The following is a 22,195-nucleotide window of genomic DNA, read 5'->3' on the forward strand; positions in this document are numbered from 1 at the left end:
AGGGACAGGCCGAGCTACTCGTGGGCGGCGGGTGTTTGCGGTGCTGGTGGCTGGGCTCGCGCGATAGCGTCGGTGGGTGATGAAGGTCCAGGGCCGGGCGGGGGTCGGCGCGTGGTGAGTCGGAGGGGTGACCTGGCTGCGGATGTCCGGGATGTGGTGGCTGTGCATATGCCGGGCTATCGCGTTGACTCCGTGGTGTTGTTGGGGGAGGGCGAGGACAACGTCGCCTTCCAGGTCAATGACGAGTTGATCGTCCGGTTCGGCAAGGAGTCCGATCCCGCGGAACGGGCTGGGCGCGTCCGTGATGAGGGCCGCCTTCTTGCCGCCGTTGCGGATGTGTCGCCGTTGCCTGTGCCCAAGCCCACCTTCACGGTGGCCGAGCAGGGGTGCCTGGCCTATTTCAAGCTGCCTGGCCTTCCGTTGATCGACGCGGATCCGCGGCAACGGGCGCTCCACATCGACTTGATCGCCGCCGAGCTCGGGGGGTTCCTCGGCGCGCTCCATGCCGTTCCGGTGGGCCAGATGGTGGACCTGGTGGATACCGATGACGAGCCGATGACCGTGTGGCTGGAGGAGACCGCGCAGATCTACGCCACGATCATCGAGACGGTGCCGCCGGTGCACCGTCCCGTGGTGGAGTCGTTCCTCGGCACCTCGCCCCCGGACGGCCCGCGTGAGCTGGTGTTCTCCCACAACGACCTGGGAATCGAGCACGTCCTCGTCGACCCGGACGAGTGGGTCGTGACCGGGGTCATCGACTGGAGCGACGCCGCGATCACCGACCCGGCCCGTGACTTCGGTCTGCTCTACCGCGATCTCGGGCCCGCCGCTCTTGACCGGGCCCTGGACGCGTATCGGCCCGGCGTCGACGTCGGGGAGATCAAACTGCGCTCAGGCTTCTACGCCAGATGTGGCGTGCTGGAGGACATGGCCTACGGGCTTGAGACCGGCTTCAGCGCGTACCTCGACAAGTCCCTGGCCGCACTGGAGTGGCTGTTTCCAGAAGGCGATCGCCACTAGGACGAGCAGCCACGCTCCGACGCAGGCCGCAGGGTGCCCGCCGCATCTGGCCAGGGGAGCCAGTGGCCGTCGCGCATCAGGTCGCGGCCGGACAGTTCGTTCTCCTCGCGCCATGCCTGGACGCGCCGCGGGGTGACGCGGAACCAGCGGTACGGCGTGGCCAGGGCGCGTGGGTCGAAGCCGGTGCGTTCGGCGAAGCGGTCGCCCTGCTCCTGGGGCAGCGCGTCCATGTCGAGCACCTCGACCATGCCCTCGATCATGACCACGTCTCGGGTCAGGCCCAGTCCAAGCCGGGTGGTTCGGGTGGCGGCCAGGTTCCTGCCGGTCGGGCTGTCCGCCGGCGTGGAGAGCAGTAGCGCCTCGCCGTCCCAATCGAAGGACAGCGGGACCAGGTAGGGCGCACCGTCCGGCGACGCGCTGGCCACCCAGACGTCGACGTCGTGGACGAGCCGGTGTTCGGCGTCGCGGCGTCGCTCGGCGCGCGTGCGGAACGGGGCGCTCATCGCTCCCTCGGCAGAGGCTCGGACGGTGCCTGCCGCCCCACTTCGGGCCGGACGCTCAGGGCTCGCATCAGTTCCTCGGCGACTGGAAGAGCGGGGCGAGGAAGGCGTCGACCTGGGCGCGATCGTAACCGCGCATCACGACCACGAAGGCCGGCGGCTCGATCTCGGGCGGGCTTTCGGTGCCGGCCAGTTCGGCGAGCTTGCGGAAGAACGCCTCGACCTGGAGGCGGTGGTAACCGCGCATCTTCAGGCGGAACGGCAGCGGAGAGCCGGACTCGAACGCCTTCAGTAGACCCACTCGCTCAGGCCCGAACTCTTGCCATGTCATGGCGGCAAGTTAGCAGCAGCCGGAGACGAGGCCCGTCGGTCTGAACGGCGAAGGCGGCGCGCCAGGAGCACGGCAGAGGCGGGTTCGCGTCCGGTCCGCAGGGATGTATCCGCAGGGATGTATTCGTGCTGGTGAGGGGACAATGGGGGTGTGGGTCGGTGGGTCCTGCACGTTGATCTGGACCAGTTCATCGCGGCCGTCGAGGTGCTTCGCCGTCCGGAGCTTCGCGGGCGGCCGGTGGTCGTCGGCGGCGACGGCGATCCCACGAAGCGGGGCGTGGTCAGCACGGCCTCGTATGAGGCGCGCGAGTACGGCGTCCAATCCGGCCTGCCGCTGCGCACGGCGGCGCGGCGCTGCCCGGACGCCGTGTTCCTGCCCGTCGACCGGGAGCTCTACGAGTCCGTCTCGGAGCGGGTCATGGCGGCGTTGCGCGGCCTCGGCCTCGTGGTCGAGGTCCTCGGGTGGGACGAGGCGTTCCTGGCGGTCGACGGCGACGACCCAGAGGCGACGGCCCGGGAGATCCGGGACCGGGTGCGGGCGGCGACGGGGCTCGAATGCACGGTGGGCATAGGGGAGAACAAGCTCCAGGCGAAGCTGGCGACGGGGTTCGGCAAACCGGCCGGGGTCTTCCGGCTCACCGGGGCGACCTGGTTCGAGGTGCTCGGCGACCGGCCGGTCGACGCGCTGTGGGGCATCGGGGCCAAGACCGCGAAGCGGTTGAAGGGGTTCGGCATCGCCACGGTGGCCGACCTCGCGGCGGCGGATCCTGACGTCCTGGCCGGGGAGATCGGCCCCGCGACCGGGCCGTGGCTGGTGCGGCTCGCGCAGGGACGGGACGGCTCGCCGGTGAGCGACGCACCGTATGTCCCGCGTTCGTGCGGACGGGAGACCACGTACCAGCAGGATCTGGACGACTGGGAGACCGTTCGCCGGGAGGTCGTCCGGCTGGCGCGGCGGGTCGCCGACGATGTGGCCGCGGACGGCAGGGACGTCGCCCGCGTCGTCGTCAAGGTCAGGTATGCGCCGTTCATCACCCAGACCCACGGCCGGACGCTGGAGACGCCGACGAACGAGCCGTCCCGTATCGAGGAGGGCGCCCTCGCCGCGCTGACCCGGTTCACCGGGCGGCGTCCTGTGCGGCTGCTGGGGGTGCGCGCCGAGTTCGTCCGCTGACCTGGGCAGATTCCTGGAAGATGGTCGTCGTTTTTTACTCTTTTGTCGGGTTTTGGGGTGAAGGGGGCCGGGGAGGAACGCTCTCGTTGCTTGAAGGACGCGACGGGGAGAGAAGCAGATGAAGAGGGTCATGACCGGTGCACTGATCGCCGCTGTGGTCGGAATCGGGGGACTGGGCAGCGCGGCCGCCGCCCAGGCGTCCCATTCCGGGGACCAGAACACGCGCCAGGACTGCCGCACCTACTCCAGCGTCGAGCAGTGCGGGCAGCCGAAGCTGAACGAGAAGCAGCGCGCGTGCGTGGACTCGGCGGTCCAGCAGGGCATGACCGAACGCCGCGCCACGGTGGAGTGCCACGCGTTCGCATAGCCCCAGGGCACGCGGCACGCCGATGGGACCGGTGAGCCGAGTGACCCAATGCGCTGGGGGCCGGTGCGCTGGAGGGGGTCCAGTGCGCTGGGGGGATCCGGCGCTATGAGGGGCCCGTCCCCTATGGGACGGGCCCCTCGTCATGCCCTCATCATGCGGGGACGCTCAGCGCGGCGGCTCCGTGTCGGTCCACTCGGTGATCTCGAACGCCCGGTAGGCGGCCATCTCTCCGGGCCTGTGGAAGCGGTCGGGCATGTCCTGCGCCCTCAGCGCGCGCGGCTTGCCGTTGTCTCCCGGGGGCAGCGGCCGGCTGCCGTGCGGTGGCGTGGCCACGAGGTCGCGGATGGCCAGCAGAGACCCGGTGGCGGGGTCGACGACGAACTGGCGCCGGTAGGTTCCGAGTTGCTTGGGGGCGGTGAACATGCCGAGGGGCGTGGTGGTCTTCAGCGGGAGCGACACCACCGTTCCGACGCGGCCGAGCGGATCGGTCGTCCGGCCCTCGGGCTTGATGCCTGGCATGTCGGACAGCATCCGGAAGACCGCTGCCCGCACCCTGGGCGGCGCCGGTTCGGTGGACAGCAGTTCCCCGGCGACATCGCTGAGAGCCCGAATACGCTCCTGCCCCCGCAAGGCGCGGATCGGCTCCTCCTTCTCACCGTCCGTCGAGACCGCGTGCCAGTGTCCCTTGAGGCCCAGCAAGACCTTCTTCAGTGCCTCCGGTTCCGTGGGCAGCGCGGCGATCTGTCCCGGTGTCATGCCGTAGAACCGTTCGACGGACGCCGGCCACGGGGCTCCCCTGCCCGTCTTCGGGGACATGTCCAGGTTGACCTGTCCGCCTCCCCCCTCGGGATTCGGCACGTGGACCCAGGACGGTGACCCTGCCGCCTGCCACTTCTGCTTGTCCTGCGGGGTGACGGGGAGGCCCTGGAGGTCGAAGTGGGTGCCGCGGCGCAGACCGGTCCGGTCTGTCCACATCTCGTTCCCCTGCCTCGAATCGACCTTGTAGTGGTTCTCGGCGCTCTCGCCGACCGCGTAGATCTCGCCCATGACGGTCTTGGTGTGCCAGTACTTCCCCGCCGGCGCCTTCGCGGCGTTGGTCGCGGCCACCAGGAGCACGTTGCCGTTCAGGGGGACGGTGTTCTCCACGCGGGGCTTGCCGGTCGGGTCGCCGTCCCCCGTGGAGACCACGACGGCCACGGTCCCGGCGGCGACGGCGGCCGTGGCGGCCACGCTCACCAACTGGATCCGCATACGGCGCCGATTGCGGGGGCGGGGCCGCGGACGAGCTCCGCCGCCGTCCTGCCAGTCAATGCGCTGGGCGAGCCGCTCCGGGGGCTCCTCCACCGCGAGACCGGTCCGCATCTGCCGCAGGGCATCGATTTCGTCCATGCTCTACTCCTCGGAGAGGGCGTGTGTGGGGAGGGCCTTGCGCAGCTTGGCGCGGCTTCGGTGGATCTTGGCCTTGACGGTGCCGAGGGGCAGGCCGAGCGCCACCGCGATCTCGGCGTAGGACATCTCGCCCCACGCCAGCAGCAGGACGGCGTTGCGGTCCTGCGCGCCCAGCGAGGCCAGCGCCCGTGCCAGGCCGGGTCCGCACGCCGCCGCGGAGGCGCGCTCACTCGCCCTGTCGGCGACACCGTCCTCGGCGGGGTCGGCGCCGGTCCGGGCGAACGCCCGGTACATGCGGGTCTCGTGGCGGTGGTGCTTGGCGATCAGGTTGCTGGCGATGCCCCACAACCAGGCGCCGAACTCGGCGCGGCCGTCGAACCTGTCGCGGCGCCGGAACGCGGTCGCGAACGCCTCCGAGACCACGTCGTCGGCCATGGCGGTCCCGAGCCGCCGCCTGGCGTAGGCGTGGAGCCGCGGCGCGTGCCGGCGGAACAGCTCGCCGAACGCCTCGGGTTCGTCCAGCGAGGCGGCGACGAGCGCCGCGTCGTCGAGCTCGTCGCGGGCGTGGCTCAACACGGCCATGGGCGTCTCTTCATAGAGGGCGTCTCCGTGTCTGGGGGAGTGCTGACATCCCCTCTATCCCGAAGCCCGCGCGCCGGTTGCTTCTCCCGACGATCTTTTAGGCGCGCCCCGGCCAACCGAGCCCTGTCAGACAGGGCCTCTGCCGGCCGAGGTCCCTGTCAGGCGAGAGGGAGGGGACGGCGGGGGACCGGGGACGACTGGAGGATCGACGTCGTCGTCTTCGCGTACGGGGTGAAGCGGTCGAGGATCGGTTCGAGCTCCTCGACGGCGCGCAGGTGCGCGATGAAGTAGAAGCAGTCGTCACCCGTGATGCGATGGCATTCGACGATCTGCGGGATCTCGTCTGCGATCTTGGGGATGCGGCTCAGCTCGCGCGGGCTCGGACTCACCCGGACGAGGACGGCGATCGGGAACCCGAGCGCGACGGGGTCGACGGTGGCGTGGTAGCCGGTGATGACGCCGGTGTCCTCCAGGCGCTGGACGCGCTCGGCGACGGCCGGGGCCGACAGGGCGACGCGGCGGCCCAGTTCGGCGAGGGACGCCCGGCCGTCCCGCTGCAGCTCCGTGAGGATCCGTAGGTCGATCGGGTCGAGCGGTTTGGGTTCGTAGGCGCGGCCCGGTCGGCCCCTTCGGTTCGCCATTCCTCCAACTTACGGACCGGCCGACGATACGACCATGCGCTTTCCGCCCTGGTCGTACTTTGTCGGAAGTGCGGTCTTCCACTACCTGGGGCCCTCGTTCGCCGTGCTGCTGTTCTCCCGCATCGGCCCTCTGGGCGTTGCCGGGATCAGGATCTGGAGCGCCGCCCTCGTCTTCGCCGTCTGGCGCAGACCCTGGCGGACGCTCACGCGCCACACCTGGCGGACGATGCTGGTGTGGGGCGCCGTCCTTGCGGCGATGAACTCGTCCTTCTATATGGCGATCGCACGGTTGCCCCTGGCGACCGTGGCGGCGATCGAGTTCTTGCCCGTCGTCGTCCTGGCGGCCCTAGGTATAAGGACAAGACGCAACATCGCCGCACTCCTGGCGGCGGTCGGCGGTGTGTACGTCCTGACGGAGGTGCGGATAGAAGGGGAGCCGCTCGGGTTCGTCTTCGCGTTCGCCAATGCCGCACTGTTCGCGCTGTACATCGTCGTCGCCCACAAGGCCGCCCAGTCGGGGGGTGGGGGGATCGACGGGTTGGCTTTGGCGATGGTCGTCGCGGGTGTGCTCGTCCTTCCCATTGGCGGCGTGCAGGCCGTGCCTGCGGTGGCCGATCCGGTCGCGTTGGCCGCGGGGGTCGGTGTCGGGATCTCCTCGTCCGTCATCCCGTACGTCTGCGACCAGCTCGCGATGGCGCGGCTCAGTCGCGCCACCTACGCGCTGATGGTGTCGCTGCTTCCGGCGACCGCCGCCGTGACCGGACTGGTGGTGCTGCGGCAGGCACCCGCCCCGGCGGAGATCGCCGGAGTGGGGTTGGTGATCGCCGGGGTGGCGGTGCACCGTGGAGACCGTTGAAAGGAGAAACCCCATGGAACAGGTACGTCTCGGAAAGACCGGTATGAAGGTCTCGCGGATCTGCCTCGGCATGATGAGCTACGGCGACCCGGCGGTTCGGCCGTGGGCCTTGGACGAGGACGCTGCGGAGCCGATCGTCCGGCGGGCGGTGGAGGGCGGCGTGACGTTCTTCGACACCGCCGACGTGTACTCGATGGGCGTGAGTGAGGAGATCACCGGACGGCTCCTGCCGAAGCTGTTCCCCCGCAGGGACGACTACGTGCTGGCGACCAAGGTGTGCCTCCCCATGGGAGACGGCCCGAACGACAAGGGCCTTTCGCGCAAGCACATCATGGCGAGCATCGATGCTTCCCTCGCCCGGCTCGGCACTGACTACGTCGACCTGTACCAGATCCACCGCTGGGACTACGGGACGCCCATCGAGGAGACCATGGAGGCCCTGCACGACGTCGTGAAGGCGGGCAAGGCCCGGTATATCGGAGCGTCCAGCATGTACGCCTGGCAGTTCGCCAAGGCCCAACACGTCGCCGACAAGCACGGCTGGACGAAGTTCGTCTCCATGCAGAACCACTACAACCTCATCTATAGAGAAGAGGAGCGGGAGATGATCCCGCTCTGCGTGGACCAGGGGGTCGGCGTCATCCCGTGGAGCCCGCTCGCGCGGGGGATGCTCGCGGGCAACCGGGAGAGGGGCGGCGAGCGCAAGACCGTCCGGTCCCAGAACGACTCCTTCGGCGACAGCCTGTACACGGAATCGGACTTCGACGTCGTCGACGCCGTCCGCGAGGTCGCGGCGGGACGGGGTGTCCCGCCGGCGCAGGCGGCGCTCGCTTGGCTGCTCGCCAAGCCGGGGGTGACCGCGCCGATCGTGGGAGCGACAAAACTCACTCACGTGGACGACGCGATCGCCGCGGCGGACCTCCGGCTGGAGGAGAAGGAGACAGAGCGGATGCAAGCCCCGTACCGCCCCCACGGGGTTATCGGGCATTCCTGACGATCCCGGCGGAGGACGCCTCCGGGGCGGAACGCGCCGGGGGCGTCCCGCGTCTATCAGGGGTGGTGATTTGCGATACCACCGGCGATCGGGGCAGGCTGGGGGCGAGAACGCCCACGCATGGCAAGACCGCCACGTGGGGACATGGGTGACAAGGTTCGGAGGCCGCGTTATGCGCCGCGCGCCTCCGGACTTCCGGGAGCTGAGGAGCCCCGGGACGACGGCGCTGAAGGAGCCCGACGATGACCGAGAACGACGGCACGCAGGGACCGCAGCGGCCGATGCCGGAGGAGGAGGGGCAGCCCAGGCCGCCGGAGGGCCAGGAGCCCCCCGCCCGGCCGCTGGGAGACCGCACCGTGGTGTTCGGTGCTCCGCAGTTGGGTGGCCGTCCCCCGGCTCAGCCGGCGCAGCCCCGCGACGAGGAACGGCAGGCGCCGCCCCCGCCGCCCCCCACGATGGTCGAGCAGCCGATGCAGCAGTTCGGCGAGCAGCCCCCGCCCCCCTTCGGCGCTCCGCAGGACCAGCAGCCCCAGTACGGCCAGCCCGCCGGGCAGATGCCCTACGGCGCGCCCCCTGGCCCTGGCGGATTCCCGCCCCCGCAGGAGCAGCCTCAGTACGAGCAGCCCCAGTACGGCCAGCCGCAGTATGGCCAGCAGCCGGAACAGCCCTCGTACGGCCAGCAGCCTGAGCAGCCCCAGTACGGACAGCAGCCCCCGCAGCAGCAGACCGGGTACCCGCAGCAGCCGATGCACGGTGCGCCGCAGGAGCAGCCCCAGTACGGCCAGCCCGAGTACGGTCAGCCCCAGTACGGCGGGTTCGCGTCGCCCGAGGCCGGCGCGCCCGGCGAGCAGGCGCCGCAGGCCGAGCAGCAGGAGTCCGCGGCGGACCGGACGATGATCGTCCCCGGTCCGGCCGCCGGCACGCCCGAGCCCGAGCAGCAGCAGCGCCCCGTGGTGGACGACCAGGCGACGCTGCACTGGTCGCCCGGCACCGACATCCCGGTCGCGACCGGACCCGAGCGCAAGCACGACGCCCCGGCCGAGCCGTGGCAGGCCCCGACCCCGCCGTCCACGCCGGAGCCCTGGACGCCCGAGTCGGGCCAGCCCGGCGCTGGTCAGCAGGGTGGCCAGCCGGGCGGCCAGCAGGGGCAGGCCGACCACGAGCGGACCATGATGGTGCCGCCGCCCGACTCCGGTTACGGCGCGGGGTCGCAGCAGACCGGTCCCTCAGTGGACGACCTGTACCGCCCGCCCGGCGAGAGCAACGTGGAGGACGCGCGCCCGACCGAGGCGTTCGACCCGTCCGCCGCCTCCCAGGGCCGGCACGCCGCCGAGTCGTCCGGGATGGCCGAGCACACCCGCCTCGACATCGGCCAGCAGCAGTGGGGCCAGCAGCAGGGTCAGCAGCAAGGCCAGCAGTTCGGCCAGCAGCCCGGCCAGCAGCCCGGCTACGGCCAGCCCGAGCAGCAGCCGGGCTACGGCGAGCAGCAGGGCTTCGGCCAGCCCGCCGGCCAGGGCGAGCAGCAGGGCTACGGCCAGCAGCAGTTCGGCGGCCAGCAGGGCGAGCAGCAGCAGTTCGGCCAGCAGGCTTACGGCCAGCAGCAGGAGTTCGGCCAGCAGGCCCAGCAGGGCTACGGCCAGCAGTTCGGCCAGCCCGGCGGCGAGCAGCAGCAGGGCCAGCAGTTCGGCCAGCCGCAGGCATACGGCCAGCCAGGCCAGCCAGGCCAGCCAGGCCAGCCAGGCCAGCCAGGCCAGCCAGGCCAGCACCCGCAGTACGGACAGCAGGGCCAATACGGTCAGCCGTCTACCTACGGGGCCGAAGAGGGCAAGGGCAACAAGAACACCCTCCTGCTGGTCGGCGGCGCCGTCGCCGCCGTGGTGATCGTCGTGGTGCTGGTGGTCGCTTTCGTCCTGTAGGACGCGACACGCCCAGAACGCGAGACGGCCGGGGAACGCACAAAAGCTGCTCCACGACTTCCCCAAGTGCGGGGATGTGGGTAACAATGCAGCAGAGGCGCCCCCGGCCGTCGACCACCCCGGCTCTCGCGATCGCGTGCGAAGCCAGGTTCGAGCGAAGCGAGAACCTGATCGCGCAGCGAGCCGCAAGGCGAGCCGGAGCGATGCCAGCGATCGCAGCAGTGCTCGACGATGGAGGGCCCCCAGGCCCGAAGAAGGAGAGCACTGCAGTAGGCACAGCAGGGCCCCCAGGCCCGAAGGAAGAGAGCGCTGCGATGAGCACGCCTCCCTTCCCCGCTTTGCACTTTGGCTGAGTGGTCGGTAACCTCTTCACTTGTGCCCGCTGTGTGCGGGCCGCTATGCGTGCGCGTCGGCGAGGCCGGGAGGCCAGCCCCAGCGCCGCATCTACTCCCCGGCTTGATTCGGCCCAGTTAAGGGCCGGGCGGTCTGTGTCGGTTTCGCGCGGTTGTATTTCCGTGGGGCGGCGACACGCCCGACCGCGTGGGTCGGAGAGGTCGGGAAACCGGCAGGTCACAGCCTCACCTGAGGTGGTGATTGCAGCAATAGGACTTACCGGCTCGGTACGAGGAAGACGGAGACGCGGTGCCCACGATCCAGCAGCTGGTCCGCAAGGGCCGCCAGGACAAGGTGACCAAGAACAAGACGCCCGCGCTCAAGGGCAGCCCCCAGCGCCGGGGCGTCTGCACGCGCGTCTACACGACGACGCCAAAGAAGCCGAACTCCGCGCTCCGGAAGGTCGCCCGTGTCCGGCTGACCAGCGGGATCGAGGTCACGGCCTACATCCCCGGCGTCGGCCACAACCTGCAGGAGCACTCGATCGTGCTCGTGCGCGGCGGCCGTGTGAAGGACCTCCCCGGCGTTCGGTACAAGATCATCCGCGGTTCCCTCGACACCCAGGGCGTCCGGAACCGCAAGCAAGGGCGCAGCCACTACGGCGCGAAGAAGGAGAAGAGCTGATGCCGCGCAAGGGCCCCGCTGGCAAGCGCCAGCTGATCGCTGACCCGGTGTACAACTCGCCGCTGGTCACCGCGCTCATCAACAAGGTTCTCCTGGACGGCAAGCGCTCCATCGCGCAGAGCATCGTGTACGACGCCCTCGAGGGCGCCCGCGAGAAGACGGGCAACGACCCGGTCGTCACGCTGAAGCGCGCGCTCGACAACGTCAAGCCCACGCTGGAGGTCCGCAGCCGCCGCGTCGGTGGCGCGACCTACCAGGTCCCCGTCGAGGTGCGGCCGGCCCGCAGCACGACCCTCGCCCTGCGCTGGCTGGTGCTCTACGCACGGCAGCGCCGTGAGAAGACCATGACCGAGCGGCTGATGAACGAGCTGCTCGACGCGAGCAACGGTCTCGGCGCGTCTGTCAAGAAGCGCGAGGACACGCACAAGATGGCGGAGTCCAACAAGGCCTTCGCCCACTACCGCTGGTAATCCCGGCGGATCTGCAACGACGAGAGACGACGCGAGGACGACAGTGGCTACCAAAACCGGTGTAGACCTGGCCAAGGTCCGCAACATCGGGATCATGGCCCATATCGACGCGGGCAAGACCACGACGACCGAGCGCATCCTGTACTACACGGGGATGAGCTACAAGATCGGCGAGGTGCACGACGGCGCCGCCACCATGGACTGGATGGAGCAGGAGCAGGAGCGGGGGATCACCATCACCTCCGCCGCCACCACCTGCGAATGGCCCGTCGACGACGTCAAGCACACGATCAACATCATCGACACCCCCGGCCACGTCGACTTCACCATCGAGGTGGAGCGCAACCTGCGGGTGCTCGACGGTGCGGTCGCGGTCTTCGACGGCGTCGCCGGTGTGGAGCCCCAGTCCGAGACCGTGTGGCGCCAGGCCGACCGGTACGGCGTGCCGCGCATGTGCTTCGTCAACAAGCTCGACCGGGTCGGCGCGGAGTTCCACCGCTGCGTCGACATGATCGAGAACCGGCTCAGCGCGACGCCGCTGGTGCTGCAGCTCCCGATCGGCGCCGAGGCCGACTTCAAGGGCGTCGTCGACCTCGTCCGTATGAAGGCCCTCGTGTGGAACGAGGAGGCCAAGCTCGGCGAGATGTACGACGTCGTCGACATCCCCGAGTCGCACGCCGAGACGGCCCGCGAGTGGCACGACAAGCTCGTCGAGACCCTCGCGGAGAACGACGACGAGATCATGGAGCTGTACCTGGAGGGCGAGGAGCCCACCGTGGAGCAGCTGCACGACGGCATCCGCCGCGCGACGATCGCCGCGAAGCTCACCCCGGTGACCTGCGGCACGGCCTTCAAGAACAAGGGCGTGCAGCCGCTGCTGGACGCGATCGTCCGCTACCTGCCCTCGCCGCTGGACGTGGAGGCCATCGAGGGCCACGCGGTCCGCGACGAGGAGAAGGTCCTCACCCGCAAGCCGAGCGAGGACGAGCCGTTCTCCGCGCTGGCGTTCAAGATCGCGAGCGACCCGCACCTGGGCAAGCTCACCTTCGTGCGCGTCTACTCCGGGGTGATGGAGTCGGGCGCGAACGTGATGAACTCCGTCAAGGAGCGCAAGGAGCGCATCGGCAAGATCTACCGGATGCACGCCAACAAGCGCACCGAGATCGAGCGCGCGGGCGCCGGCGACATCGTCGCGGTGATGGGTCTCAAGCAGACCACCACCGGTGAGACGCTGTCCGACGACAAGAACCCGATCGTGCTGGAGTCGATGAACTTCCCGGCGCCGGTCATCCACGTCGCGATCGAGCCGAAGACCAAGGCCGACCAGCAGAAGCTGGGCACCGCGATCCAGCGGCTGGCCGAGGAGGACCCGTCCTTCCAGGTCCGCACCGAAGAGGACACCGGCCAGACCGTCATCTCCGGCATGGGCGAGCTCCACCTGGAGATCCTCGTCGACCGGATGAAGCGGGAGTTCAAGGTCGACGCCAACGTCGGCAAGCCGCAGGTGGCCTACCGCGAGACGATCACCCGCAAGGTCGAGAAGGTCGAGTACACCCACAAGAAGCAGACGGGTGGCTCGGGCCAGTTCGGCCGCGTGATCATCGACCTGGAGCCGCTGGGCGGCGGGTCCGACGGGTACGAGTTCGAGAACAAGGTCACCGGTGGCCGCATCCCGCGGGAGTACATCCCGTCGGTCGACGCGGGCTGCCAGGAGGCCGCAGAGTTCGGTGTCCTCGCCGGCTACCCGATGGTGGGCGTCAAGGTCACCCTGCAGGACGGCGCCTACCACGAGGTCGACTCCTCGGAGATGGCGTTCAAGGTCGCCGGTTCCATGGCGTTCAAGGAGGCCGCCCGCAAGGCGTCCCCCACGCTGCTGGAGCCGATGATGTCCGTCGAGGTCACCACGCCCGAAGAGAACATGGGCGACGTGATCGGCGACCTCAACAGCCGCCGCGGCCAGGTCCAGTCCATGGACGAGCGGCACGGCATGCGCGTCATCAAGGCGCTCGTGCCTCTGTCCGAGATGTTCGGCTACGTGGGTGATCTGCGCAGCAAGACCCAGGGCCGGGCTGTCTTCACCATGCAGTTCGACTCCTACGCCGAGGTTCCCGGGAACGTCGCGCAGGAGATCATCGCCAAGGCGCGGGGCGAGTAGTACCGGGCCTGCCCACAGATCACCAAGGACGTACATCGAAGCGGTCGTCTAGGCGGCCGAGGATCGCAACAAGGAGCAACCAGTGGCGAAGGCCAAGTTCGAGCGGACGAAGCCGCACGTGAACATCGGCACCATTGGACACATCGACCACGGTAAGACCACGCTTACCGCGGCGATCACCAAGGTGCTCCACGACAAGTACCCGGACCTCAACCCCTTCACGCCGTTCGAGGACATCGACAAGGCGCCGGAGGAGCGCGAGCGCGGTATCACCATCTCGATCGCGCACGTCGAGTACCAGACCGAGGCGCGGCACTACGCGCACGTCGACTGCCCGGGTCACGCGGACTACATCAAGAACATGATCACCGGTGCGGCGCAGATGGACGGCGCCATCCTGGTGGTCGCCGCCACCGACGGCCCGATGCCGCAGACCAAGGAGCACGTGCTCCTGGCCCGCCAGGTCGGCGTCCCCTACATCGTCGTGGCGCTGAACAAGTGCGACATGGTGGACGACGAGGAGATCCTGGAGCTCGTCGAGCTCGAGGTCCGCGAGCTGCTGTCGGAGTACGAGTTCCCGGGCGACGACGTCCCGGTCGTGCGCGTGTCCGCCTTCCAGGCGCTGCAGGGCGACGAGAAGTGGTCCGAGTCGATCGTCGAGCTGATGGCCGCCGTCGACGAGAACGTGCCGGAGCCGGTGCGTGACACCGAGAAGCCGTTCCTGATGCCGATCGAGGACGTCTTCTCGATCACCGGCCGCGGCACCGTCGTGACCGGCCGCATCGAGCGCGGTGTCGTGAACGTCAACGAGACCGTCGACATCATCGGCATCAAGCCGGAGTCCACCTCGACCACCGTCACCGGCGTCGAGATGTTCCGCAAGCTCCTCGACCAGGGCCAGGCGGGCGACAACGTCGGCCTGCTCCTGCGCGGCATCAAGCGCGAGGAGGTCGAGCGCGGCCAGTGCGTCATCAAGCCGGGCACGAACACCCCGCACACCGAGTTCGAGGCGCAGGTCTACATCCTGTCCAAGGACGAGGGCGGCCGGCACACGCCGTTCTTCAACAACTACCGTCCGCAGTTCTACTTCCGGACCACGGACGTCACCGGCGTGGTGAACCTCCCCGAGGGCACCGAGATGGTCATGCCGGGCGACAACACCGAGATGCGCGTCGAGCTGATCCAGCCCGTCGCCATGGAGGAGGGCCTGAAGTTCGCCATCCGTGAGGGTGGCCGGACGGTCGGCGCCGGTCGCGTCACCAAGGTCATCAAGTAACACCCCTCGTCACGCGGCGGCCCGGTCAGCGGGCAACCTCAACCGGGCCGCCGCGTCACGAACAGTGAAGTAAACAGCGGCACTACAGCAAAGGACACCGAGGCCACCATGGCGGGACAGAAGATCCGCATCCGGCTCAAGGCCTACGACCACGAGGTCATCGACACCTCCGCGAAGAAGATCGTTGAGACGGTGACGCGGACGGGCGCCAAGGTCGCGGGCCCGGTGCCGCTGCCGACCGAGAAGAACGTGTACTGCGTCATCCGCTCGCCGCACAAGTACAAGGACAGCCGCGAGCACTTCGAGATGCGCACGCACAAGCGGTTGATCGACATCATCGACCCGACGCCCAAGACGGTCGACTCGCTGATGCGACTCGACCTTCCGGCCGGCGTTGACATCGAGATCAAGCTCTAAGGGACGCACCGAGAGATGAGTACGCAGAGGAAGGGCGTCCTGGGCGAGAAGCTCGGCATGACCCAGGTCTTCGACGATGAGGGCCGGATCGTTCCGGTGACCGTCGTCCAGGCCGGGCCGTGTGTCGTCACCCAGCTCAAGAGCCAGGAGAAGGACGGCTACAGCGCCGTCCAGATCGGGTTCGGGCAGATCGACCCGCGCAAGGTGAACAAGCCGAGCACGGGTCACTTCGAGAAGGCCGGCGTCACGCCGCGCCGCTACCTCGTCGAACTGCGGGCCGACGACACCACCGGGTACGAACTCGGCCAGGAGATCACCGCCAGCGTCTTCGAGGCCGGCCAGAAGATCGACGTTACCGGCACGAGCAAGGGCAAGGGCACCGCCGGTGTCATGAAGCGCCACGGCTTCAAGGGCCTCGGCGCCTCGCACGGCACCCAGCGCAAGCACCGCTCGCCGGGTTCGATCGGCGGCTGCGCGACCCCTGGTCGCGTCTTCAAGGGCCTCCGCATGGCGGGACGGCACGGCAACGCCCGTACCACCGTGCAGAACCTGACCGTCCACGCCATCGACGCGGAGAAGAACCTGCTGCTCATCAAGGGCGCGGTTCCCGGTCCCAACGGCGGCGTGGTGCTGGTCCGCGACGCAGTGAAGGGGACGGGCAAGTGACCTCCAAGCTCGACATCGACCTGCCCGGCGAGGTCTTCGACGCGAAGACCAGCGTGCCGCTGATCCACCAGGTCGTGGTGGCGCAGCTGGCCGCGGCGCGCCAGGGCACGCACGCCACCAAGACCCGGGGCGACGTCTCCGGCGGCGGCAAGAAGCCGTACCGGCAGAAGGGCACCGGCCGCGCCCGTCAGGGCTCGACCCGCGCGCCCCAGTTCGCCGGCGGCGGCGTCGTGCACGGCCCGCAGCCGCGGGACTACTCGCAGCGGACGCCCAAGAAGATGAAGGCCGCCGCGCTGCGCGGCGCCCTGTCCGACCGCGCCCGGTTCGGCCGGGTGCACGTGGTCGACAACCTCATCGAGGGCGACACCCCGAAGACGAAGACGGCGCTGAAGGCGCTGCGCACGGTGCTTTCCGAAGCGCACGGAGCGGGCACCGAGGCCAAGCGCGTCCTGCTGGTCCTGGACCGCGAGGACGACGTGACCTGGAAGAGCCTGCGCAACGAGCCGAGCGTGCACGTGATCGTCTCCGACCAGCTCAACACCTATGACGTGCTGGTGAACGACGACGTCGTCTTCACGAAGACGGCGTACGACGAGTTCATCTCGCGCGCGAAGAAGAAGTAAGGAGGGTCGCACATGAACAAGATCGCTGACCCCCGCGACATCATCATCGCGCCGGTCGTCTCGGAGAAGAGCTACGGGCTGCTGGACGAGAACAAGTACACGTTCGTCGTCCGCCCGGACGCCAACAAGACGCAGATCAAGCAGGCCGTCGAGTCGGTGTTCGGCGTCAAGGTGACGAGCGTGAACACGCTCAACCGGCAGGGCAAGCGCAAGCGCACGCGGTTCGGCTACGGCAAGCGCAAGGACACCAAGCGCGCCATCGTCAGCCTCGCCGAGGGCGAGCGGATCGACATCTTCGGCGGCCCGGCCTAAGCAGGCCGGGTCGTCCCGAAGACTGACAAGGGATGAACGAAAAAGATGGGCATCCGTAATTACAAGCCGACGACTCCGGGTCGTCGCGGGTCCAGCGTGGCCGACTTCGTCGAGGTCACGCGCCGCGAGCCCGAGAAGTCGCTGCTGCGTCCGCTCCCCAAGAAGGGCGGCCGCAACAACCACGGCCGCATCACGACCCGGCACCAGGGCGGCGGGCACAAGCGCGCGTACCGCGTGATCGACTTCCGCCGGCACGACAAGGACGGCGTCCCGGCCAAGGTCGCGCACATCGAGTACGACCCGAACCGCACCGCGCGGATCGCGCTGCTGCACTACGTGGACGGCGAGAAGCGCTACATCCTCGCCCCGCGCGGTCTGCGCCAGGGCGACCGGGTGGAGAACGGGCCGGGCGCGGACATCAAGCCGGGCAACTGCCTGCCGCTGCGCAACATCCCGACCGGTACGGTCGTGCACGCCATCGAGCTCCGCCCCGGCGGCGGCGCCAAGATCGCCCGCAGCGCGGGCGCCGGCGTCCAGCTGCTGGCCAAGGAGGGCAAGTACGCCACGCTGCGCATGCCCTCCGGCGAGATGCGGATGGTGGACGTGCGCTGCCGCGCGACGGTCGGCGAGGTCGGCAACGCCGAGCAGTCGAACATCAACTGGGGCAAGGCCGGCCGCATGCGGTGGAAGGGCAAGCGCCCGACCGTCCGCGGCGTGGCCATGAACCCGATCGACCACCCGCACGGTGGTGGTGAGGGCAAGACCTCCGGTGGCCGGCACCCGGTGAACCCGGCCGGTAAGAAGGAAGGCCGCACTCGCCAGGCGAACAAGTCGAGCGACCGGCTGATCGTCCGTCGTCGCAGCAAGAAGAAGCGGTAGGAGTCGCTCGTCATGCCACGTAGCCTGAAGAAGGGCCCGTTCGTGGACGACCACCTCATGAAGAAGGTGGACGCGCAGAACGAGAAGGGCACCAAGAACGTCATCAAGACGTGGTCGCGGCGCTCCATGATCGTGCCGGACATGATCGGTCACACGATCGCCGTGCACGACGGCCGCAAGCACGTCCCGGTGTTCGTCACCGACGCGATGGTGGGACACAAGCTCGGCGAGTTCGCGCCGACGCGCACGTTCCGCAGCCACGTCAAGGAAGACCGCCGCAGCCGCCGAGGCTGAGCAGGCAGAGCAGTTAGCACGTAGGAGAGAGGGAACAGCGATGGAAGCCAGGGCCCAGGCGCGGTTCATCCGCGTCACGCCCAGGAAGGCCCGCCGCGTGGTGGACCTCATCCGCGGCCTGCCTGCCGCGGAGGCTCAGGCGGTGCTGCGGTTCGCCCCCCAGGCAGCGAGTGAGCCGGTGGGCAAGGTGCTGGCGAGTGCCATCGCCAACGCCGAGCACAACTTCAAGCTCGACTCGGGCACGCTCGTCGTCAGCCGTGCGTGGGTGGACGAGGGGCCGACGCTGAAGCGTTTCCGCCCCCGCGCCCAGGGCCGGGCTTACCGCATCAACAAGCGCACGAGCCACATCACCGTGGTCGTGGAGTCGCGCGAGGAAGCCTCGAGCGGGGCGTCCGGCGGCGGTAAGAAGACGAGGAGGGCCCGGTAGTGGGTCAGAAGATCAACCCGCACGGGTTCCGGCTCGGCATCACCACCGACCACAAGTCCGTGTGGTTCGCCGACAAGCTCTACAAGGACTACGTCAAGGAAGACGTCCAGATCCGGCGCATGCTGCAGAAGGGCATGGACCGGGCGGGCATCTCCAAGGTGGAGATCGAGCGGACCCGTGACCGCGTAGAGGTCAACATCCACACCGCCCGGCCGGGCATCGTCATCGGCCGCCGCGGCGCGGAGGCCGAGCGCCTGCGCGGCGACCTGGAGAAGCTGACCGGCAAGCAGGTCCGGCTGAACATCCTCGAGGTCAAGAACCCCGAGATCGACGCGCAGCTCGTCGCGCAGGGCGTGGCCGAGCAGCTGTCCAGCCGCGTCGCGTTCCGCCGCGCCATGCGCAAGGCGATCCAGTCCGCGATGAAGTCCGGCGCCAAGGGCATCAAGGTCCAGTGCGGCGGCCGTCTCGGCGGCGCCGAGATGTCGCGGTCGGAGTTCTACCGCGAGGGCCAGGTCCCGCTGCACACGCTGCGCGCCGACATCGACTACGGGTTCTACGAGGCCCGTACGACGTTCGGCCGCATCGGCGTCAAGGTGTGGATCTACAAGGGCGAGGCCGCGGCGACGCGCGCCGAGCGCGAGCAGAAGGCCGCGCAGCAGCGCGCCACCGGTGGCGGCGGCGGTGGCCGTGAGCGCCGCGGTGGCGACCGCCGTGGCGGCGGCCGCGGCGGCCGTGGCGGCCGTGGCGGCGCCGGCGCCGGTGGCGGCCGCGGCGGCGAGCAGAAGCAGCAGCAGGGTTCCGAGCAGCCGGCGCCGACGGCCGAGGCTGCTCCGCAGGGTGAGGGGAGCTGAATTACCGATGCTGATCCCTCGCAAGGTCAAGCACCGCAAGCAGCACCACCCGAAGCGCCGCGGCATGGCCAAGGGCGGCACGAGGGTGACGTTCGGCGAGTACGGCATCCAGGCCGTCGAGAGCGCGTACGTGACCAACCGGCAGATCGAGGCCGCGCGTATCGCCATGACCCGCCACATCAAGCGCGGCGGCAAGGTCTGGATCAACATCTTCCCGGACCGCCCGCTGACCAAGAAGCCCGCCGAGACCCGCATGGGCTCCGGCAAGGGCTCCGTGGAGTGGTGGGTCGCCAACGTCAAGCCGGGCCGCGTGCTGTTCGAGATCTCCTACCCCAACGAGGAGATCGCCCGGGAGGCGCTCACCCGCGCGATCCACAAGCTCCCGATGAAGTGCAAGATTGTTAAGCGAGAGGTGGGTGAGTCCTGATGGCCAAGGGTCTTACCGCCGACGAGCTGCGGACCGAGCCCGAGGACGTCCTGGTCACCAAGCTCAAGGAGGCCAAGGAGGAGCTGTTCAACCTCCGCTTCCAGGCCGCCACCGGCCAGCTTGAGAGCCACGGGCGGCTGCGCACCGTGAAGCGCGAGATCGCCCGCATCTACACCGTGATGCGGGAGCGCGAGCTCGGCATCGTCACGGTCGAGGACGCCGCGGAGGGCAACGAATGACCGAGCAGCAGACCGAGCAGCGGAGCAGCCGCAAGATCCTTGAGGGTCTCGTGGTCAGCGACAAGATGGACAAGACCGTGGTCGTGTCCGTCGAGGACCGCGTGAAGCACCCCAAGTACCACAAGGTGATCCGCCGCACGAAGAACTACAAGGCGCACGACGAGGCCAACGAGTGCGGCGTCGGCGACCGCGTCCGTCTCATGGAGACCCGCCCGCTGTCCGCCACCAAGCGGTGGCGCGTGGTGGAGATCCTCGAGAAGGCCAAGTAGGGCCCCAGGGCCCGTGGGACGCAGTCCCGCCATTGACCACAGTCTGGTTCCACCAGGCTCGGCCCCGGAGAAGCCGGCGCCGAGAACCGGTGTGACGAACAGGAGTTAGACGTGATCCAGCAGGAGTCGCGACTCAAGGTCGCCGACAACACGGGTGCGAAGGAGATCCTTTGCATCCGGGTTCTCGGCGGCTCGGGTCGGCGCTACGCGGGAGTCGGCGACATCATCGTCGCGACGGTGAAGGACGCCCTTCCCGGCGCCGGCGTGAAGAAGGGTGACGTCGTCAAGGCGGTCGTCGTGCGCACCCGCAAGGAGCGCCGGCGCCCGGACGGCTCCTACATCCGCTTCGACGAGAACGCCGCCGTCCTGATCAAGGACGGCGGCGACCCCCGCGGCACCCGTATCTTCGGCCCGGTGGGCCGCGAACTGCGCGAGAAGAAGTTCATGCGCATCATCTCGCTCGCGCCGGAGGTGCTCTGATGAAGATCCGCAAGGGCGACGAGGTCATCGTCATCGCCGGCAAGGACAAGGGCGCGACGGGCAAGGTCCTGCGCGTCATCCCCCGCGAGGAGCGGGTCGTCGTCGAGGGCGTCAACCTCATCACCAAGAACATCAAGGCCGACCAGCAGCGTGCCGGCAAGGAGAGCGGTCGCGTCACGGTCGAGGCGCCGCTGCACGTCAGCAACGTCGCGATCGTCGAGGACGGCAAGCCGGCCCGGGTCGGTTACCGCACGAACGACGACGGCACGAAGGTTCGGATCTCGCGCCGTAGCGGTAAGGAGATCTGAGACCGATGACCGAGACCACCGAGCGTCCCGTCCCGGCGCCGAGGCTGAAGCTGCGCTACCGCGAGGAGATCGCGGGCAAGATGCGCGAGCAGTTCGGCTACGACAACGTCATGCAGATCCCCTCGCTGACCAAGATCGTGGTCAACATGGGGGTCGGCGACGCGGCCAAGGACGCCAAGCTGATCGAGGGTGCCGTCCGCGACCTGGCGGCGATCACCGGGCAGAAGCCCGCCGTGAACCGGGCCCGCAAGTCCATCGCGCAGTTCAAGCTGCGCGAGGGCATGCCGATCGGCGCGCACGCCACGCTGCGCGGCGACCGGATGTGGGAGTTCCTGGACCGCCTGCTCGCCACGGCGCTGCCCCGTATCCGCGACTTCCGCGGGCTGTCGCCGAAGCAGTTCGACGGCAACGGCAACTACACCTTCGGGCTGACCGAGCAGGTCATGTTCCACGAGGTCGACCCCGACAAGATCGACCGCTCGCGGGGCATGGACATCACGGTCGTGACGTCCGCGAAGACCGATGACGAGGGCCGGGCGCTGCTCAAGCTCCTGGGCTTCCCCTTCAAGGAGAGCTGAGCATGGCGAAGAAGTCGATGATCGCCAAGGCGGCGCGGAAGCCGAAGTTCGGCGTGCGCGCGTACACTCGGTGCTCGCGCTGCGGGCGTCCGCGCTCCGTCTACCGGAAGTTCGGCCTGTGCCGCGTCTGCTTCCGGGAGATGGCCCACCGCGGCGAGCTGCCTGGCATCACGAAGTCCAGCTGGTGACCGCGTCCCCGGAGCGCCGCTCCGGGGGCGGCGGAAGCCGGCCTGTAATGACCAACCGGGCGCCTGAGAGGGCGCCCACGACCGCGCCAAAGGTCCACGGGCCGCATCAACCCGAGGAAACCGTGGCGAGGGAGGGCCAGTAGGCCATGACGATGACCGACCCGATCGCAGACATGCTGACGCGTCTGCGCAACGCGAATTCGGCGTACCACGACTCCGTGGCCATGCCGTACTCGAAGATCAAGGCGCACATCGCCGAGATCCTCCAGCAGGAGGGCTACATCTCGGGCTGGAGCGTGGAGGACGCCGAGGTCGGCAAGAAGCTCCTGATCGAGCTGAAGTTCGGCCCGACCCGCGAGCGTTCGATCGCCGGCATCAAGCGCGTCTCGAAGCCGGGTCTGCGCGTGTACGCGAAGAAGGACAACCTGCCGAAGGTCCTGGGCGGACTGGGCGTCGCGATCATCTCGACGTCCTCCGGTCTCATGACGGACCGCCAGGCGGGCAAGCGCGGAGTGGGCGGGGAAGTCCTCGCCTACGTTTGGTGAGGGGA

31 protein-coding genes are annotated in these 22,195 nt (G+C 69.1%); 26 read left to right on the forward strand and 5 right to left on the reverse strand.

Annotated features, from left to right (window positions below; genetic code table 11):
- Positions 1-168 precede the first annotated feature (168 nt).
- Positions 169-1,020, forward strand: coding sequence for a phosphotransferase (locus tag K4S16_RS11380; RefSeq protein WP_149258902.1), 852 nt, complete (start codon positions 169-171; stop codon positions 1,018-1,020).
- Here the strand turns inward: K4S16_RS11380 and K4S16_RS11385 are convergent.
- Positions 1,017-1,523 (reverse strand): pyridoxamine 5'-phosphate oxidase family protein, encoded by a 507-nt coding sequence (locus K4S16_RS11385; RefSeq protein WP_149258903.1) that lies wholly within the window; start codon positions 1,521-1,523, stop codon positions 1,017-1,019. The two genes, K4S16_RS11380 and K4S16_RS11385, sit on opposite strands and share 4 nt — an antisense overlap.
- 67 nt (positions 1,524-1,590) lie before the next feature.
- Positions 1,591-1,851 carry a DivIVA domain-containing protein gene (locus tag K4S16_RS11390; RefSeq protein WP_149258904.1) on the reverse strand — a complete coding sequence of 87 codons (261 nt, stop codon included), beginning with the start codon at positions 1,849-1,851 and terminating at the stop codon, positions 1,591-1,593.
- A gap of 150 nt (positions 1,852-2,001) precedes the next feature.
- On the opposite strand from K4S16_RS11390, the gene K4S16_RS11395 reads away from it, so the two are divergent.
- Together K4S16_RS11395 and K4S16_RS11400 are read left to right on the forward strand one after the other, a co-directional pair.
- Positions 2,002-3,024 carry a DNA polymerase IV gene (locus K4S16_RS11395; RefSeq protein ID WP_149258905.1) on the forward strand — a complete coding sequence of 341 codons (1,023 nt, stop codon included), beginning with the start codon at positions 2,002-2,004 and terminating at the stop codon, positions 3,022-3,024.
- Positions 3,025-3,154: 130 nt separating this feature from the next.
- Positions 3,155-3,391 carry a hypothetical protein gene (locus K4S16_RS11400; RefSeq protein ID WP_149258906.1) on the forward strand — a complete coding sequence of 79 codons (237 nt, stop codon included), beginning with the start codon at positions 3,155-3,157 and terminating at the stop codon, positions 3,389-3,391.
- A gap of 165 nt (positions 3,392-3,556) precedes the next feature.
- Here the strand turns inward: K4S16_RS11400 and K4S16_RS11405 are convergent, their stop codons facing one another.
- From K4S16_RS11405 to K4S16_RS11415, 3 genes are all read right to left on the reverse strand, one after another.
- A complete protein-coding gene (locus tag K4S16_RS11405) occupies positions 3,557-4,780 on the reverse strand; it encodes a CU044_5270 family protein (protein ID WP_149258907.1) in 1,224 nt (407 codons plus the stop codon).
- 3 nt (positions 4,781-4,783) lie between these two features.
- The gene (locus tag K4S16_RS11410) at positions 4,784-5,362 is read right to left on the reverse strand and encodes an RNA polymerase sigma factor (protein ID WP_149258908.1); all 579 of its coding nucleotides are present in this window, start codon (positions 5,360-5,362) and stop codon (positions 4,784-4,786) included.
- A 158-nt stretch (positions 5,363-5,520) separates the two neighbouring features.
- Positions 5,521-6,003 (reverse strand): Lrp/AsnC family transcriptional regulator, encoded by a 483-nt coding sequence (locus tag K4S16_RS11415; RefSeq protein ID WP_149258909.1) that lies wholly within the window; start codon positions 6,001-6,003, stop codon positions 5,521-5,523.
- A 34-nt stretch (positions 6,004-6,037) separates the two neighbouring features.
- Between K4S16_RS11415 and K4S16_RS11420 the strand changes: the two genes are divergently transcribed.
- From K4S16_RS11420 to rpsH, 23 genes are all read left to right on the forward strand, one after another.
- Entirely contained in the window at positions 6,038-6,859 is an 822-nt protein-coding gene (locus K4S16_RS11420) for a DMT family transporter (protein WP_149258910.1), read from the forward strand.
- Positions 6,860-6,872: 13 nt separating this feature from the next.
- Positions 6,873-7,853, forward strand: coding sequence for an aldo/keto reductase (locus K4S16_RS11425; RefSeq protein WP_149258911.1), 981 nt, complete (start codon positions 6,873-6,875; stop codon positions 7,851-7,853).
- A gap of 242 nt (positions 7,854-8,095) precedes the next feature.
- On the forward strand, positions 8,096-9,769 hold the full coding sequence (locus tag K4S16_RS11430; RefSeq protein WP_149258912.1) for a hypothetical protein: 1,674 nt from the start codon (positions 8,096-8,098) through the stop codon (positions 9,767-9,769).
- A gap of 642 nt (positions 9,770-10,411) precedes the next feature.
- A complete protein-coding gene (gene rpsL, locus K4S16_RS11435; protein WP_021597495.1) occupies positions 10,412-10,786 on the forward strand; it encodes a 30S ribosomal protein S12 in 375 nt (124 codons plus the stop codon).
- Complete coding sequence (gene rpsG / locus K4S16_RS11440; RefSeq protein ID WP_067806994.1) at positions 10,786-11,256, forward strand: 30S ribosomal protein S7; 471 nt, start codon at positions 10,786-10,788, stop codon at positions 11,254-11,256. Before rpsL ends, rpsG begins: the two co-directional genes overlap by 1 nt.
- Before the next feature lie 43 nt (positions 11,257-11,299).
- Complete coding sequence (fusA, locus tag K4S16_RS11445) at positions 11,300-13,411, forward strand: elongation factor G (RefSeq protein WP_149258913.1); 2,112 nt, start codon at positions 11,300-11,302, stop codon at positions 13,409-13,411.
- 82 nt (positions 13,412-13,493) lie between these two features.
- Positions 13,494-14,687 (forward strand): elongation factor Tu, encoded by a 1,194-nt coding sequence (tuf, locus tag K4S16_RS11450; RefSeq protein WP_149258914.1) that lies wholly within the window; start codon positions 13,494-13,496, stop codon positions 14,685-14,687.
- Positions 14,688-14,795: 108 nt separating this feature from the next.
- On the forward strand, positions 14,796-15,104 hold the full coding sequence (gene rpsJ / locus K4S16_RS11455) for a 30S ribosomal protein S10 (RefSeq protein ID WP_018657599.1): 309 nt from the start codon (positions 14,796-14,798) through the stop codon (positions 15,102-15,104).
- A gap of 15 nt (positions 15,105-15,119) precedes the next feature.
- Positions 15,120-15,770, forward strand: coding sequence for a 50S ribosomal protein L3 (gene rplC / locus K4S16_RS11460; protein ID WP_149258915.1), 651 nt, complete (start codon positions 15,120-15,122; stop codon positions 15,768-15,770).
- Positions 15,767-16,393: a 50S ribosomal protein L4 gene (gene rplD / locus K4S16_RS11465; protein WP_149258916.1), complete on the forward strand. Its 627-nt coding sequence runs from the start codon at positions 15,767-15,769 to the stop codon at positions 16,391-16,393. The genes rplC and rplD overlap by 4 nt, the downstream gene beginning before the upstream one ends.
- A 12-nt stretch (positions 16,394-16,405) precedes the next feature.
- The gene (rplW, locus tag K4S16_RS11470) at positions 16,406-16,705 is read left to right on the forward strand and encodes a 50S ribosomal protein L23 (protein WP_149258917.1); all 300 of its coding nucleotides are present in this window, start codon (positions 16,406-16,408) and stop codon (positions 16,703-16,705) included.
- Between the two features lie 45 nt (positions 16,706-16,750).
- A complete protein-coding gene (gene rplB / locus K4S16_RS11475) occupies positions 16,751-17,584 on the forward strand; it encodes a 50S ribosomal protein L2 (protein WP_149258918.1) in 834 nt (277 codons plus the stop codon).
- 12 nt (positions 17,585-17,596) lie between these two features.
- Entirely contained in the window at positions 17,597-17,878 is a 282-nt protein-coding gene (gene rpsS / locus K4S16_RS11480; RefSeq protein WP_131876403.1) for a 30S ribosomal protein S19, read from the forward strand.
- 40 nt (positions 17,879-17,918) lie between these two features.
- The gene (gene rplV, locus K4S16_RS11485; RefSeq protein WP_141580633.1) at positions 17,919-18,305 is read left to right on the forward strand and encodes a 50S ribosomal protein L22; all 387 of its coding nucleotides are present in this window, start codon (positions 17,919-17,921) and stop codon (positions 18,303-18,305) included.
- On the forward strand, positions 18,305-19,156 hold the full coding sequence (gene rpsC, locus K4S16_RS11490) for a 30S ribosomal protein S3 (RefSeq protein WP_149258919.1): 852 nt from the start codon (positions 18,305-18,307) through the stop codon (positions 19,154-19,156). The genes rplV and rpsC overlap by 1 nt, the downstream gene beginning before the upstream one ends.
- A 7-nt stretch (positions 19,157-19,163) precedes the next feature.
- Complete coding sequence (gene rplP, locus K4S16_RS11495; protein ID WP_149258920.1) at positions 19,164-19,583, forward strand: 50S ribosomal protein L16; 420 nt, start codon at positions 19,164-19,166, stop codon at positions 19,581-19,583.
- Positions 19,583-19,822: a 50S ribosomal protein L29 gene (gene rpmC / locus K4S16_RS11500; RefSeq protein ID WP_149258921.1), complete on the forward strand. Its 240-nt coding sequence runs from the start codon at positions 19,583-19,585 to the stop codon at positions 19,820-19,822. The genes rplP and rpmC overlap by 1 nt, the downstream gene beginning before the upstream one ends.
- Complete coding sequence (rpsQ, locus tag K4S16_RS11505) at positions 19,819-20,091, forward strand: 30S ribosomal protein S17 (protein ID WP_089314941.1); 273 nt, start codon at positions 19,819-19,821, stop codon at positions 20,089-20,091. The genes rpmC and rpsQ overlap by 4 nt, the downstream gene beginning before the upstream one ends.
- A 111-nt stretch (positions 20,092-20,202) precedes the next feature.
- Entirely contained in the window at positions 20,203-20,571 is a 369-nt protein-coding gene (gene rplN / locus K4S16_RS11510) for a 50S ribosomal protein L14 (protein WP_021596728.1), read from the forward strand.
- A complete protein-coding gene (rplX, locus tag K4S16_RS11515; RefSeq protein WP_141580642.1) occupies positions 20,571-20,879 on the forward strand; it encodes a 50S ribosomal protein L24 in 309 nt (102 codons plus the stop codon). Before rplN ends, rplX begins: the two co-directional genes overlap by 1 nt.
- 5 nt (positions 20,880-20,884) lie before the next feature.
- Positions 20,885-21,457 carry a 50S ribosomal protein L5 gene (gene rplE, locus K4S16_RS11520; RefSeq protein WP_149258922.1) on the forward strand — a complete coding sequence of 191 codons (573 nt, stop codon included), beginning with the start codon at positions 20,885-20,887 and terminating at the stop codon, positions 21,455-21,457.
- A gap of 2 nt (positions 21,458-21,459) precedes the next feature.
- Positions 21,460-21,645 carry a type Z 30S ribosomal protein S14 gene (locus K4S16_RS11525; protein ID WP_131963156.1) on the forward strand — a complete coding sequence of 62 codons (186 nt, stop codon included), beginning with the start codon at positions 21,460-21,462 and terminating at the stop codon, positions 21,643-21,645.
- A 146-nt stretch (positions 21,646-21,791) separates the two neighbouring features.
- Positions 21,792-22,190, forward strand: coding sequence for a 30S ribosomal protein S8 (gene rpsH / locus K4S16_RS11530; protein WP_030176115.1), 399 nt, complete (start codon positions 21,792-21,794; stop codon positions 22,188-22,190).
- Positions 22,191-22,195: the final 5 nt, after the last annotated feature.

Source organism: Actinomadura sp. K4S16 (assembly GCF_008327685.1).
GTDB lineage: Bacteria > Actinomycetota > Actinomycetes > Streptosporangiales > Streptosporangiaceae > Spirillospora.